Annotated in this window: 17 protein-coding genes and 1 pseudogene; all 18 read right to left on the minus strand. The window is 45.2% G+C overall.

From position 1 onward, the window contains the following. Positions 1 to 115 precede the first annotated feature (115 nt). Positions 116 to 370 (minus strand): annotated as a pseudogene (locus tag N4A56_RS10590) (BMC domain-containing protein); the annotation flags it as partial. A 3-nt stretch (positions 371 to 373) separates the two neighbouring features. Next, positions 374 to 1015 carry a cupin domain-containing protein gene (locus tag N4A56_RS10595; protein ID WP_295547151.1) on the minus strand — a complete coding sequence of 214 codons (642 nt, stop codon included), beginning with the start codon at positions 1013 to 1015 and terminating at the stop codon, positions 374 to 376. A gap of 59 nt (positions 1016 to 1074) precedes the next feature. Continuing rightward, positions 1075 to 1623 (minus strand): BMC domain-containing protein, encoded by a 549-nt coding sequence (locus N4A56_RS10600; RefSeq protein ID WP_293669907.1) that lies wholly within the window; start codon positions 1621 to 1623, stop codon positions 1075 to 1077. Between the two features lies 1 nt (position 1624). After that, the gene (locus N4A56_RS10605; RefSeq protein WP_293669909.1) at positions 1625 to 2953 is read right to left on the minus strand and encodes a 4Fe-4S dicluster domain-containing protein; all 1329 of its coding nucleotides are present in this window, start codon (positions 2951 to 2953) and stop codon (positions 1625 to 1627) included. Then, positions 2940 to 3230 (minus strand): EutN/CcmL family microcompartment protein, encoded by a 291-nt coding sequence (locus N4A56_RS10610; protein WP_293669910.1) that lies wholly within the window; start codon positions 3228 to 3230, stop codon positions 2940 to 2942. The genes N4A56_RS10605 and N4A56_RS10610 overlap by 14 nt, the downstream gene beginning before the upstream one ends. Beyond that, positions 3224 to 3529 (minus strand): BMC domain-containing protein, encoded by a 306-nt coding sequence (locus tag N4A56_RS10615; RefSeq protein ID WP_293669911.1) that lies wholly within the window; start codon positions 3527 to 3529, stop codon positions 3224 to 3226. The genes N4A56_RS10610 and N4A56_RS10615 overlap by 7 nt, the downstream gene beginning before the upstream one ends. A 15-nt stretch (positions 3530 to 3544) precedes the next feature. Continuing rightward, positions 3545 to 4384: an ethanolamine utilization protein EutJ gene (gene eutJ, locus N4A56_RS10620; protein ID WP_293669912.1), complete on the minus strand. Its 840-nt coding sequence runs from the start codon at positions 4382 to 4384 to the stop codon at positions 3545 to 3547. Beyond that, complete coding sequence (locus tag N4A56_RS10625; RefSeq protein WP_293669914.1) at positions 4366 to 5055, minus strand: hypothetical protein; 690 nt, start codon at positions 5053 to 5055, stop codon at positions 4366 to 4368. Before N4A56_RS10625 ends, eutJ begins: the two co-directional genes overlap by 19 nt. Before the next feature lie 12 nt (positions 5056 to 5067). Next, on the minus strand, positions 5068 to 5532 hold the full coding sequence (locus N4A56_RS10630) for a EutP/PduV family microcompartment system protein (protein WP_295547154.1): 465 nt from the start codon (positions 5530 to 5532) through the stop codon (positions 5068 to 5070). 9 nt (positions 5533 to 5541) lie between these two features. Further along, a complete protein-coding gene (locus tag N4A56_RS10635) occupies positions 5542 to 5895 on the minus strand; it encodes a BMC domain-containing protein (protein ID WP_293669916.1) in 354 nt (117 codons plus the stop codon). A 159-nt stretch (positions 5896 to 6054) separates the two neighbouring features. Then, positions 6055 to 7005, minus strand: a complete 951-nt coding sequence (cutD, locus tag N4A56_RS10640) for a choline TMA-lyase-activating enzyme (protein WP_295547155.1) — start codon at positions 7003 to 7005, stop codon at positions 6055 to 6057. Between the two features lie 21 nt (positions 7006 to 7026). Continuing rightward, positions 7027 to 9579: a choline trimethylamine-lyase gene (gene cutC / locus N4A56_RS10645; protein ID WP_295547156.1), complete on the minus strand. Its 2553-nt coding sequence runs from the start codon at positions 9577 to 9579 to the stop codon at positions 7027 to 7029. A gap of 46 nt (positions 9580 to 9625) precedes the next feature. After that, the gene (locus N4A56_RS10650; RefSeq protein ID WP_295547158.1) at positions 9626 to 11119 is read right to left on the minus strand and encodes an aldehyde dehydrogenase family protein; all 1494 of its coding nucleotides are present in this window, start codon (positions 11117 to 11119) and stop codon (positions 9626 to 9628) included. Between the two features lie 51 nt (positions 11120 to 11170). Beyond that, positions 11171 to 11476, minus strand: a complete 306-nt coding sequence (locus tag N4A56_RS10655; protein WP_293669921.1) for a BMC domain-containing protein — start codon at positions 11474 to 11476, stop codon at positions 11171 to 11173. 5 nt (positions 11477 to 11481) lie between these two features. Beyond that, on the minus strand, positions 11482 to 11781 hold the full coding sequence (locus N4A56_RS10660) for a BMC domain-containing protein (RefSeq protein WP_293669923.1): 300 nt from the start codon (positions 11779 to 11781) through the stop codon (positions 11482 to 11484). A gap of 184 nt (positions 11782 to 11965) precedes the next feature. Further along, positions 11966 to 12253 (minus strand): ethanolamine utilization microcompartment protein EutM, encoded by a 288-nt coding sequence (eutM, locus tag N4A56_RS10665; protein WP_293669924.1) that lies wholly within the window; start codon positions 12251 to 12253, stop codon positions 11966 to 11968. 873 nt (positions 12254 to 13126) lie between these two features. Further along, complete coding sequence (locus tag N4A56_RS10670) at positions 13127 to 13813, minus strand: hypothetical protein (RefSeq protein ID WP_295547162.1); 687 nt, start codon at positions 13811 to 13813, stop codon at positions 13127 to 13129. Between the two features lie 479 nt (positions 13814 to 14292). Then, a complete protein-coding gene (locus tag N4A56_RS10675) occupies positions 14293 to 14760 on the minus strand; it encodes a hypothetical protein (protein WP_295547165.1) in 468 nt (155 codons plus the stop codon). Positions 14761 to 14766: the final 6 nt, after the last annotated feature.

The raw sequence follows: 14766 nt of genomic DNA on the forward strand, positions 1-14766 counted from the left end.
TCTCTGCAATAGGTTGCTGAACTACTTCCGATTCCGGAACATCAGAACCAATGGGGTCAACAGGCGGTTCAGGCTCTTCATTACCGCCGGTAGGCGGTGGAGTGAACAGATTGTCGATTACTTCCACATCCGGTCTCGGAATCACATGGCTGGAACGCAGAGCACTGCTATCCAACCGTTCTAATGCAGCTTTTGCTGCATCAACAGCAGTTTGTACTGCAGAAACATCACCGGCAACAGTGACAGTGACAAGCCCTCCGCCTACATACGTTCTATCTAAAAGATGAACTTCAGCAGACTTGAGCATTACATCTGCACATTCAATGGCAGGAAGAAGTCCTTTTGTTTCTATTAACCCAAGAGACTTCATTGATTATCCTTTTGACTGCGGAAATCTGGAGTAGAACAAACGAGCGTAGTTTGTAGCTTCCCAGATAACTTTAGCTCCTGCAGGAACGCAGAATACATCACCAGCTTCTGCTGATACAGTCTGTCCGTTGATGGTAATGTTCAATGCACCTTCAAGCAGGTGGAAATTGGCTTCACAAGCAAAATCCTGTTCAAAACGGGACTGATCAATTTCGAAAAAACCGGAATGGATCTGACCATCGTTTTTGCCAATTACTTCCTGAGAACATGCAGTTGCACCGGGGGTACCGGTTTCAAACGGTTCCATCTTTACGGAGTTTCCCCGAACGATTTTTCCGCCACCGACAGCCTGAGAAACATATCCCTTGCTCACGATGTCTTTTAAAAATTCGTCCAGCATTCCGCGTTCATATAGTGCTTTTAATGCCGCGTAGATAAGATCGCTGCTGATAGCTCCATCGCATGATGGTGCAGCAGGTGCTGCACACGGTGCTTGCGGTGGTGCACCTTCAACAATTTCTATCTCAGCAAGTTTTGCAGCATCTTTCGCAGAGGGGGTCAAAATAGTATTCGCATCGATATACAGTGTTGATTTACCTTGTTCGATGAGGGTCTCAACGTCCTTTGCACAAATAACTTTTTTCATTTCTTCACACCTCCTTCTCTGTTTCTGCGCTTATAACAACCTAGATCACTAACGTTCGCTTAAAGCAGTGCAGGTATCAGCTTTGTAGAAGGCGAAGGAATGACCTCTGCATTAACCAGTAATCCTTTAGACTTCATAACTTTCTTTGCCTGATCGACACCTGCGCTTACCGCAGCAACGTCGCCTGTAAAGGTAAAGAATGCTTTGCCGCCCAAGCCATTTCCGAGGCGCAGCTCAATAGCCTCTACGTCCACAGATTTGAGTATTGCATCAGCAGCAATAACCATTGTGGAGATAGAGAAGGACTCTACAATACCAATCGCACCCATGTGCTCAGGCATTGTTGCGCCTGAAATAGCAGGGAAAATATCCTGAGATACGTTTGGAATCATAATAAAATCAACCAAGTATTCTTTGGCGTGCTCTTCACCGACCTGTACGGAGTTTTCTACAGAAGCTACGTCACCGGTGATGATGACGAAGTACTTACCCGGACAAGTTGAAACTGCGGCCACAACTTCGACCTCAGCTACTTTGACCATCTGATCGACGGTGAAAATGCCCTTCGCAATACTTGTAAATTCAACCATTCCGATTGCGTTACCCATCTCAGCCCCTTCTTATCGCGATATGATCTTTCTCAATTCCCACAACAGTGCCTGCAATGCTTGAGTGAGCCGGAGCGCCCAGCTTGCCATCCGCGATGGCGGCAACACACTGTCCAGCAAAGACGGTATCGCCTACTGCAACAGTCGGCACAGCAGGTGCACCCACGTGAGAATTAATTGAAATACGAACAGTCTCCGGTGTGCATTCAACTTCCTGCATTGGAGCAGGCTTGTCATAAGCACTTAGTCCCAGCCGTGCTGTCAGTCGTTTACTTGGTACCTGACGGTACTCACGGTTCTGACGGGCTGTAGGTTCTTCGCCGGTTGCTTCGTAACGAATATTCAACTCAGCAAGATCACGCTTAAGCGCATCGTTTGCGAGCTTAGGATGCAAGCCAGCAGGACAAGAGAACAATTCACAAAGGTTACACATGCAGCAAAGCTGAGCATGTTTCTTCCCTTCGACGCCTTCGAGTCCGTAGTTTTGAATACGCATAGATTTATGCGGTTCAACATTATGCCCGATAAGATAACGGGGACATAAATCTGTACACATGCGACACTGGGCACATGCAGAAATATTCACGCGGCGAGCCTGCTCAACAGTCGTGGTCTTTTTGGTGATAAGAGAATGATCCTTTTTAAGGATGACAAAGCCCTTATGCTTTTTACCGACAAACCCGCTAAGATCAGTCATCACAGGTCCCATCATCGGACCACCGTCGATAACTGCGTAGTCGTCAAATGAATCAAGACCGCTCTGCTTAAGCACGTCCATAATTGGAGTGCCAACAGGAACTTTAACAGTCACTCGGTTAGGGATATCCCCTGCAACTGTGATGAATTTTTCAGTTACCGGCAGACCTTTTTCTGCGTTGTAGATGTTTAACGCCGTCTCGGAGTTAACAACAACACAACCAACATTAAGAGGGATACCAGCTTCAGGCACGGAGCGTCCGGTCACGGTGTACACCAAAATCTGTTCGTCACCTGCCGGGTACACATCAGGAAGCAATGCTATTTCAACGAACGGTGCAGCGTTAAGCGCTTCAATACGTTCCTGCAAAATTGAAATAACTTTTTTATGCTTATCCTTGATGCACAAATACGCTTTCTTAGCGCCGACAGCCTTGCCAGCACTTTGGAAACCCAGAATAATTTCATCAGGATATATTTCCATCAACTGCTGATCCACACGCAGCAGCGGTTCACACTCTGCACCGTTAAGCAGAATAAACTCTGCGGTAGCAGAAAGTTTTACGTGCGTTGGAAATCCTGCACCGCCAGCGCCAATAACGCCGGCTTCTTTAACTTGCTCAATCAGATTCACTTGTATCTCCAGATATTGGCAGTTCACAGTCTTCATCAATGATGCCGACGATCACCGCGTCTACAGGAACATTTACATCATCAAGCATTCGACTAGCCGGTGTGCCAGTACACACAATAACTCTGTCGCCGATTCCGGCACCGACGGTATCTACAACCGTCATGCTTTCTCCGGCGCGGCTTCCCCCCAAAAGTTCCACAAGCATAAGCTTGAGTCCTCTCATAGATTCAGCCTTACGGGTCGACCAGACACTACCGACAAGTTTTGCAACTAACATGCGTTGTATCCTTCCTTTAGCTTACGTTTAATCTCTGCCATAGCAGACTCAACAGAAGCCGTATCTCCCATAATGGCGAGCAAGATCATATTCTGCGGGCAGTTGCCTTTAATATCTTCAACTTCAACGCCAACAGCTTTTTCAGCGATATCAGCGGCAACAACCATATCGATCATTTTGCCCTGAAGAAGCCCTATCGCATCAACCGTGTCAGGCACGGAAGATTTGCCGGACCCTTTGCGTCGAAGCAAAATATCCAATGCTCCAGAAGAAGGGGATTTGATTATGCGAAATTCCATAATGAAATCTCCCAATTACTCTTCTGGTTTACAGCTAAGTGCTATCCCTAAAGGAGTAACGAACATCGGGTTCTTTGGTTTGTGTGTGTAAATGCCGGTGCGTTTTTCAATGACTTTTTCAATTCCAGCCAGACAGCAGGTACCACCGACCAATGAAATTTCCTGAACATCATGCCCTTCAATGTGGGTATTGATGATGGTAGCTATCTTTTCGATAACAGGTCGTAATACTGGAAGAAGCTCTTTGTGGTTTTTCGCATTACGCTTAAACTTGTCAGCTTCATCAAAAGGCAACTTGTACGCGCCAGAAACAACGAGAGTAAAATGAGTACCGCCTGTTGCGTCATCTGCAACATAGATAACTTTTCCATCTTTAAGGATTGAAATACCGGTAGTACCACCACCGATGTCTACAACCGCTCCGTTGGAAATATTAAGTACTTCGTTAGCTGCTGTCGGTTCATCAAGAAGCTCTGTCAGTTCAAAACCGGCACCTTCGACAACGTTTTTAATTGCACCGGAATCGAGTGCGTTTGTGCCCGGAGGAATAGCAGAAGCAGCATAGATAAGCTCTGTGCCAAGCTTTTCTTCAACCTCTTGTTTAAGCTCACGGACAATCTGAACAGCGCCAATGTAGTCTACAACCATACCGTCACGAACAACGTCAGCGTAGCGGTAGGCACCAGCAACAGGCTTGTGGTTTTCATCCAGTACGGACACAACAACACATGCTGTACCAAGGTCTACGCCTGTATAGTAAACTGGAGACTTTTTCTTAATTGGCTTTTTTACTGCCTTTTCAAACTGCTGAACCAGTTTGTCGCAGTATTCAAAATTTATGCGTTTCTTTGACATTCGTTCCCTCCTAATGCTGTGCAAATCATTTGCGACAGAACATTGCGAATTTGATTGACGCGAACACCGAAGTTGTTCTCATCGTGGCTCGTTCCGCAAAAATCCATCACGGAGACTTCAAGCTTATGCATGGCACAGCGTAACTTGTTAAGAAGCAAAATCTCTTTTCCGTTGGGAAGGTGCATATGTTCCGCTGTAATTTCAAAACAGTCATCCAACGGACTGGAAAAATTCTCTTTGGTGATGCCGTAGCACTCTTCAAATTCGAGATCCTGCAATGGTGTATTTTCACCGAGTGATTCGTGCATTGCCGCAATGTCCTGTCCCACAGCAACAACACGCTGCGAAAGCGCAATATCACGACCTTGCAGTTCGCAAGCTACAAGTAAAAAAGTATTGGCGATTGATTTAAGCTCAGAGCTTAAGCGCTGCTTTTTCCAGTCGATGGCGTTGGAATCAGCTGCCTGCTCGCCAGCAGTGTTATCAGAATGTTTCGGAGCTGATGAGGTTGCGGAACCAGCAGGGCTATCTTCCGTTACAACCTTAATGCGTTTATCGCTCAGGAACTGACGCGCACCGGGGGTAAGCCGTACGTCCTTCGTTAAATTGAAGGTCGTAAGTGCTTCTTTTCTGTGCAAGAGACGAAGGTCTTCTTCAGTAATAAATCTCATCTACTGTTCCTTTCACGTACGAGCATCAAATAGATGCTGTAATAACTCCGAAACCCCGATTCCCTCTGTCACACTGACGTCGAAAAACGGTTTCTGCACGCCATAATGCTCGAGTTGCCTGTAGCAAAATTTCTTATTTTCCGGCTTAACACTGCAACGTGTTACTATTCCGGAAACTGGACATCCGAATACTTTAGCGAAACCGGGAGCACCCACAGCAGAAGGTTGCGATTGGTTGACAATAAACAGCACATGAAAGGCATGGTTCTGTGCTATCGCAATGAGATGATGATATCTCCCGGGACTTTCAAAATATCCTCCCGGCACTTCTATTGTGTGCTTTCCGTAAACAACTTCCTGTCGGCTGCGATGTGGTTGAACAAGAAGGTCAGATTGACCGTAGCTATCCAGCACATTGGCAAGAGTTGTTTTACCGCTAGCGGTTGCCCCAATGAGCATTATTCTGCGTTTTACCATTCCAATAAACTATGAGCGGGTTACTGCTCCAGCTGTAAAGCCCAAGGTACGTGCCAAGGTTTCCACCACTGCGCTCAGCGCTGTTTCCACACTTTCCACATTACCGGTGAGTACAACAGAACCTGTAAAACGATCTAAAAAGCCTATTTCTACGTCTGCTGCTTTGGTAGCAATATCGGCGGCAATAATTGAGGTTTCGTACGGGGTAAGAGTTAAAATCCCCAATGCACCTTTTTCTTCCACCCCAAGCCGCTCATAAATATCGGACATAGGAGCCGCAATAACGTGGGCGATTGTTACTTGTTTACCTGGAACGTTTTCTTGAATTCTTCGTTCCAATTCATGGGGTTGAGTTTTGTGCATTCTGCCACCCTTGCATTTACAGCATTATATTTTGCGCAATAACCACCACATTTAATTGAGCATTACCAGTGAGTAAGAAAAAGGTCTTATGCACTGAAAGCAGCGTGCTCATGTGGATTACTATCCCCTGCCTGCCGCAGACAGGCAGGGAAAATACGATTAATGCCTTACAGTCGTAACTGGGAAATCGTGTGCTTTGAACTGGTTCTCAACTCGTTCCAGCTCTTCGTCACTCATGGCAAAGTCACCCTTCATTGGGTACTCCCTGCCAAGCTGTGCGTATTTGCCGACGCCCAGTTTGTGATATGGAAGCAAATCCACACCCTTAAAATTCTTGCGTCCAAGGAAAGGTTTCAAGAAGGCGATAAGCCCTTCAATATCTTCCGGCGCATCGTTCACATCTTTCATCAACGGCAATCTAATTCGCACATTGTGACGCTTTTCAATAAGTGCAGTCACGTTCTGCAAAATAGTTTCGTTACGCACTCCGGTAAATTCGTAGTGCTTTTCAGAATCGATGTGTTTCAAGTCAAAGAGGAACAGATCAACAAATTCCGCTACCTTCAAAACATCATCAAGCTTTGCATAGCCGCATGTCTCAATAGCTGTGTTGATGCCCCGTTGTTTGCATGCCATCAAAACGCTGGTTGCAAACTCTGGTTGCATCAGCACTTCACCGCCGCCAAGAGTCAAACCACCACCGGACAGTTCGTAAAAAGATCTATCCTCTTCTACGATATCCATCACTTCAGAAATGGTTCTTTTCTCACCGACAACGGAAAGTGCTGATGCCTCACAGACTTTTTCGCATTCTCTGCATCCGATACACTTAACGGTATCGGACAGTTTGTGCGTGCCATCTGCTTCCATGGTATGAAGTCCCACGGGGCACACAGATGCGCACTTGCCACAATTTACGCAGAGTTCTGCTTTATACAGAAGCTCGTACATTCGCTTCTGGCTCTCAGGGTTTGAGCACCATTTACAACGTAACGGACATCCTTTGAAAAATACGAGAGTTCTTACTCCAGGACCATCGTACATATTGTATTTCTGGACATTGAAAATCATTCCCTTTCTTTCAATCATGTCTGAATTAGATGTAGTCATGTGTACTCAAACCCCGTGGCATTATATTTCTTTCAGCATGGTTCTGCTGATAATTTCATCCTGAACGTCTTTGCAAAGCTCAACGAAGAACGCTGAGTAACCTGCAACGCGAACTACGAGATCACGGTAGTCTTCTGGGCGCTGCTGAGCGTCGAGAAGAACGTCGTTATCAAGGTAGTTAAACTGCATTTCACCGTTGCCAAGCATGCTTGCGGTACGGATAAGGGTAATGATGCCCTCTTCACCCTGAGGTGTATCCAACAAGCCGGACATGATCTTGAAGTTATGAACCATGCCGATGTTCATGCTGTCGTTAGGCATTTTTGATACAGACTTAATGATAGCTGTAGGGCCTTTGAAGTCTGCACCGTGGCTTGGGCTGATACCGTCGGAAAGCGGCTGCCATGCAGCACGACCACCAGCGGATGCGCCAGTAAGCTGACCAAACGGTGTGTTGTTGGAGATAGAGAGAGTACCGTGGCTCAATACAGAGTAGAGAGTTTTGAACTTGCGGTGCTCTGCTTCGGTGAACTGAACGAGGTCAGCAGCAATGAGGTCTGCGTAATCGTCGTCGTTACCGAACTTAGGTGCAGCAAGACAATCTGCTTTAATCTGGTCGTAACCAACGAAGTCAGCTTTCAGAGCTTCGTTAAGCTGCTGCAAGGTGTATTTCTTTTCGTCGAATACGAGTTTTTTGATTGCAGCCATGGAGTCTGCGTATGTTGCAAGACCGCTCCAGATAACACCTGGACCGAAGTTGTACATTGCACCACCAGCAGCTACGTCACGACCGCTTTCCATACAACCTTCGTACATGATGGACATGAGAGGTTTTGGAGCAAGTTCTTTGTGAACACGCTGGGAAATAACAGTAGCAATGCTGCTCTTCTCAGTAACGTACTTGATCTGAGCTTTAACTGCTTCTTCGAACTGTTCGAAAGTCTGGAAGCTGCTGAGGTCGCCGCTATCAGGGGTAACCTGTTTGCCGTACCAGAGTGGAACACCGTGGTTCAGAACAAGTTCGATACAAATTGGCCACTGAGTGTATGCAGTGGAAGTCCACTGGTACAGACGACCGGATTTCTGAGGCTCTACACAACCCATGAGGCAGTAGTCGCGTGCGTCTTCAATGGAAACGCCTTTAGCGAGCATCATTTTGATGTGAGTGTCATCAAAGTGAATTGCAGGGAAGCCCATACCAGCGCGGATTACGTCGATAATTTTACGCAGGTATTTGTGTGGAGATTTGTTATGTACACGAGTAGCCAAAGAAGGCTGGTATACTTTAACGTGACGAACAGCGTCCATCAGCAAGTAAGTAAGGTCGTTTGTTGCATCAAGACCTTCACGAGTTACACCACCAACGCACATGTTTACGAATGGCTGGTAACCAGCAAAGAACTTGGAGCCGCCTTCACTTGTGATCCACATCATTTCAGACATTTTAATCAGCATACAACCAGCAAGGTCAAATGCTTCATATTCTGTCATGCGACCAGCTTCGAGGTCAGCTTTGAAGTATGGGTACATGTACTGGTCAACACGACCAATGGACATACCAGTCTGGTTTTCTTCAACAACAAGCAGGGACTCGATAGTCCAAACAGCCTGAATTGCTTCCCAGAAAGTGCTTGGCTTGTGGGCAGGAACACGAGCGTTGATTTCAGAAATCTTCATCAGTTCAGCTTTACGCTGAGGGTTTGTTTCTTTCTGAGCAAGCTCTGCTGCGTATTCGGAAAGTCTACGTGCGTAAATCATGATACCTTCAGCGGTATCAATTAATGATTTGTAGAAGTAGATTTTTTCGATGTCTTCTGGGTTTGCGTAGTCAAGCTTTTCGAGATGTTCACGAGCTTCGCGCTGAACATCAAGCATGCCTTTGTTCATCAGAATTACATCGTAACCCGGGTTGGAGTCGCCACCACCGTTTACTGCGTGGTAAGAACAATCGGATACGTATGATTCGCCGGAGATTTCCCAAAGATCTGCTTCGCGGTACTGATCTTCACAATATTCATCAACGGATTTGCCAGCCCAGAATGGGAACAGCTCTTCACGCATGATTTTTTTGTCTTCTTCAGAAATGAAGAATGGATCCTGGCTACGAGTACCGATAGTATCGATTTCGTCTACCATCCAACGCCATGCGATATCTGGAGAGAAAGCACCGGCACGTGGAGCACCACAAGGTGCACCTACGATAAGCTCGTCATCCTGAATAACAAGCGGAGCTGTTTCGCAGCAATGCTTGAAGCATTTACCACGAAGCAGAATTTTAGGCATACCAGGGTTTTCTTTTGCAATTTTAGTAATTGCGCGAGCACGGTGTGTGGTGATGGTAGGAACCTGCTTGAGGAAGTTTTCTCTCAAGCGAACCTGACGATCTGTAGGACCCTCAGGAATACCAGTACCGTGTGAAGCCGGTGTAAACGGAGCAGCGCTGCCGGTTGCACCTTTACGGTTGATAATCTCTTCTGTAACTTCTTCGAACATTTTTTTCAAAGAAGCACGTTCTTCAGGGGACATGTTTTTAGTAGCTTCTGCAAGCTGATTTGATAAATCCCGAATATCCACTACAACCTCACTTATATTTCAAATCTTTCAGAGTTAATTGTCGGCATTACAGCTCTCCAATAGCCTCTTTCAAAATGCGATGTACTGCCTGCAATGAACTGGTACTGAAATTACCGCTAACTGCTGGCTGCTCTACTTGTGCAGCCTGTGCTCGTTTTGGGAAAATTTCTGCACCGATTGATTCTATATTCCGCACGCCGTATCCAACTTTGCGAATATAAATCAGGTTCATCGGCGATACGTTATCTGAAGTGAATCCCTTGCCTGCTGATCCACTGCCCAACATCATTGATGGGAACAGATTTGTTGTTGCGCCCATGCTACCGAATGCCGCAGGGGTGTTAACAAGAACCCTGCCGACCGGCTTTTTCAGCGCAAACTGATTGATCACATTTTCATCTTTGGAATGGATAACCAGAGTGTGCCCGCAGCGATCGCTAAGCAGCAACTCTATGCATTTTTCGCATGCATGCATCCAGTCCGGCTCAATATAAAAACCAAGAACAGGGCACAGCTTTTCGCGGGAGTAAGGGTCAAATTCAGACACATACTTTCGCTCTGCGATTAAAACGGTAGTGTTATCCGGCACTATAAAACCGACTTTTTGTGCAATTTTTACAGCCGGTATTCCAATTAGATCATGATTCGGTTTTCCATCGGAATAAAAAAGTAAAGAGCCTAATTTTTCCGCCTCTTGCTCAGACATGAAATATGCACCATTGCTTTGCAGTGCACTTTTCACTTCTGCTGCAACACAGCCATCGACAACAACAGACTGTCCGGCGGCTGAAACAACGCCATGATCGAACGTTTTACTGGCAATAATATCTTTAGCTGCTTGCTGAATATCCGCAGTGCGTTCGACAAATGCCGGACCATTACCAGCGCCACCGTAAATAAACGGTTTACCGGATGTACTTGCAGCCTCAAGCATACCGGGAACGCCGGTATTCAGAACAAGCGAAACTAATTTATGCTTCATAAGCTCGATAGTTCCGATAGCGGCAACTGTTTTCATGTAGGTCAGTGCGCCTTCTGGAAGCCCGTGCTTATGAGCAACCTCAATCATAATATCGAGGGTTTTACTGATTGTTTTTTGCGCCCTCGGGTGAGGAGAAAAGACAATTGCATTACCCGACTTGATTGCAATCAGTGCATTATAAATTGTCGTTGAAACCGGACTTGTAGCCGGACACAACGCAGCAATAACACCTACAGGAACCCCGACGTCCTTTGTTTGTTTTTCACGGTCTTCACCAATGATACCCACACAGCGCAGCCCTCTTAAATTCCTGCGGGCAAAACCACAGACAAATTCATTTTTAATAAGCTTATGCTGCCAATCGCCGAAGTCCGTCTCTTCATGAGACAAAATGGCAAGAGCCTGCGTGTGCTTTTCAAGTTCATTGGCCATACTCTCAACAATAACATCGAGGTTTTCCTGCGAAAATGTCGCAAGTTGCTTTTGAGCTTCGTACGCATTTTCTGCCAGAATTCTGGCTTCCTGTATCGAGAGCAGATCATTGTCGATAATTGTCATTAATGGCACTCCCACCAAGCTACAATCGTTCCTGAAAAACCGAGCCAACTATTACGCTGGAAGTAATTTATCCAAAGAGTAACGATCTGTAATTTTGAACAAGTCTTTGTGTGGTGACGGAATAACAACGGAGCTGTAAACTTCGCCGCCAAGTCTTTCCACAGCAGCCACGCCTGCTTCTACAGCAGAGTTACATGCAGAAACATCACCCTGAACCAAAACAGAGATGTAACCAGAAGCGGTGTTCTCGTAGCCAACCAACTCAACGTTAGCTGCTTTGAGCATTGCGTCCGCCGCTTCTACTACTAAAACAAGACCAAAAGCTTCCACTAAACCCAGTGCGCCTGCTCTACTCATAGTTATTACTCCACATCAATGTCGTGCACGGATACGATGTCGCCAACGCGTGGCTCAGGACGTGCAATCACGTTTTTAGCAGTCAGTTTTCCGATCTCTTCAGCGGCAACTGCACCAGCATCTACAGCAGCCTGAACAGCCGCAACATCACCCTTTACCATGATGGTAACGAGGGTAGAGCCAATATTTTCGTATGAAATCAATTCAACATTAGCCGCTTTCAACATTGTGTCTGCTGCATATAACGCCGGAACCATGCCCAGAGTTTCAATGAGACCCAATGCATTTTCGCCTTGGAAACGCATGAAATGTTCTCCTAATATTGTGGTTAATTCTGCACCAAAAGGGGTGAGGTGTTTAAAACCTGCCCTTAGGGCAGACTTTGAATCAAAAAAGAAATAGAATTACAGCATATAAAGCCAAGGTTTACGTCTTGCACTATGTGCAAATGCAATACGCCCCCCATCTTACGCTGCTCTTACTCGTTTCTTATTTTTTAGCGTTAGCAGGGAGAACGGTTTCAACATCGGTATGAGGACGTGGGATAACATGGATAGAAACCACTTCCCCTACACGCTGAGCTGCTGCAGCACCTGCATCTGTCGCAGCTTTAACCGCACCAACGTCGCCTCTGACCATTACAGTCACTAAGCCTGCTCCAATGTATTCTTTACCCACCAGAGTAACGTTTGCTGCTTTCACCATAGCGTCAGCTGCTTCAATAGAACCAACCAAACCCCTTGTTTCAACCATACCTAACGCATCATTTTTACTCATTCGATACTCTCCTCTACTTTCAAGTTACAATGTTGACCGTGCGCAGCCGCACCGTGCACCTGCCTCTCTAAAAAAGCACAACCACTCAAAATGATTGAGCTTTACGGAAGCCCTCTTATTTTACGTATTTACATCTGGACAGTGCAGCTCGTGTATTAAAAAGGCGTTAAGAGCAATGCCGTTTGGCGTTTTGAATACAGCGGCATGTTTCTCTTGGAAGTACGAAAAAAAAGAAAATGTTTTTTAAATGAAATATGCACGAATGAGCTTGTCTTCTGCTCAAAAAAACCTTCGATTCATGCATAAACCGTTAGGCTCTAACGGCATCATCACTCAAAACACAAAGTAACTATCCAAAATAGTAAAGTTTTTTTCGTAAAGTAATTATGAACCCTTTTTTAGATTGCCTACCGTAGCCCTGCCCCCTAGGGGGAAGGTCAAGATTTTTCTTTAAAATTCCCTTTTAATAGCTTTTATTGTTTTAAATCAGATATTTATAATAAATGTAACCGAATACGTTTTGGGATAGATGAAAATTACAAGTATCCTCAGAGTAAAATCCACACCTTCGGGCTAACATTCTGAAATACTACAATAAAAAAACGCTCTTACATTTTCATGCAAGAGCGTTTTTTTATGCGCAGTACGTTGACGCTAAGGTCAACACCTGATTTTAATATAATAATTTTAGACAAATAGGTTAATATAACCTTTTTTACGCTATGAAAACAACCTAAAACTATCTGTGAAGATTTTCACATACCGTTTCGACACTTCATCCCTATTGCAAGGGAAAACTTCATAACAGTATTGTCACAATTTTATCACAAGTGCAGCATACTTTGATAGTTGCGGGCAAATTATCTGCACAAGCTAACGTGCCCGCTGCAAATTAGCGAATGCTAAAATCACTCCCAACACAATGCCTAATGCTGCTGCAAACAGTATTCTAAAATCATGTGGCAATAAAAAAGTTACTGTATGAGCCGGAATCCAAAAAAGCGGAATTGTTTTTTTGAAAACAAAGCCCCACTGAATATCCCAGTTAATAGCGTTAAATTGCTTCTTCATATCAATTGGAATGAGGAGAGAGCTTAACCGTCCGGCATTGTCGCTAATGTGCCCGTCAGTAATTTTATGCATCGTCATAAACACTGGAGCAAAAATTGTATTCAAGCAAACACTTATGCTGCATGCAATAACAGCCTTAGCTGCAAAAGAACCAGAATGAGTAAGTTCTGCTAACCCCAACGAGACAAAAAGCGTAGGAACACCTGCGATAAAAATTCCAAACGCAGCTTTAATGACTACCCCAAGCAATCCCCATACGATCATTTTAGGCAGTACACCGAATCCTTTTTTCCAATACTTCCCGGATACAATCCGCAGGGCAAGACATTCACCAAATGTAGCAAGCACGGCGAACTTGGCAAAGCTCATAAGATATCCATGCCTCTGAGTCGCCTGCATAAACATGTCACCCAAGGCAGGCACACCGACCAGTAGCAGAAGAATCCCTGCAACACTTAATAGCACAAACTTATCCGCTCGAGTCATCATCAACCTTCACCTTCCAACTGCTCATTTTTACGGTACGTTCCAGCAATATTCCATATAGTCCCTGTAGGAGTCTGTTTCTAACTTGCCTGCGCGAGGCTTCAAGACTGCTTATTCTTACAAGGCAGAAGCCAATATCTGTTGAAGCCTAGCAGCGCTCCATCGTTTTTTTACAGATACCGAATAAAAAAAAGAGAACAGCAGCAAAGCCTTACCATTGAAACACACACTCTAAAAAACCGACTATGAACCTGTTACGTAGTAATTGACGCAACGGTCAAGCTGAATGAGCTGCTATTCGAAAAAAGCTCTTGTAAAATGTTGCGCAGTTATGGGCGAGCTTTTTCGCAATAGTGCCTAAAGCCCCCCCCTCCACGCAGGCACTAGTCAGAACACTAAATACAGTAACTACATATCCACTTCTTCCCGCACAGTGACATATTGAAAAGTTATGTTTTTTTTTAATCTTACGAAAAACTCCCCTACACCCCTTCCAACAGTCTCACTCGGGCTTTAAATTTGAGAGATACCGGAAGATCAGAATACTTGTTCCAGAACAACAGATAATAGTTTCCTCCCTTGCGGACATCGGTTTGGAGAGCGAACATGCCATCCACTCGTGCCATTAAAAGAGGGTCACTGATCTTTGGAAATTTTTTCATCTGCGCTTCACTCAAAACTAGACACATGATCGGTCCTTGACTCTGAATGCCTATGGCAAGCTCAACATTGTCGTTCATGTTTCGCATACGGGCTACAGCCCATTTACCACTCTTAACAGTCAATTCTTTTTCAACAACAGCTTCTTTTCGTCCTATAGATTCTTTTGCTTGCGCAGCACTACCCATGCAAAACAGTACAGCGAAAAGACACGCTACCGTGTATCCAAAAATCTTTTTTCCGTTGAACATCCTCTTCTCCTGATTTTCTAAATTTTCTATTGGCTGCATCCCGCA

Source organism: Halodesulfovibrio sp. (assembly GCF_025210605.1).
In the GTDB taxonomy this organism is placed as follows: Bacteria; Desulfobacterota; Desulfovibrionia; order Desulfovibrionales; family Desulfovibrionaceae; genus Halodesulfovibrio.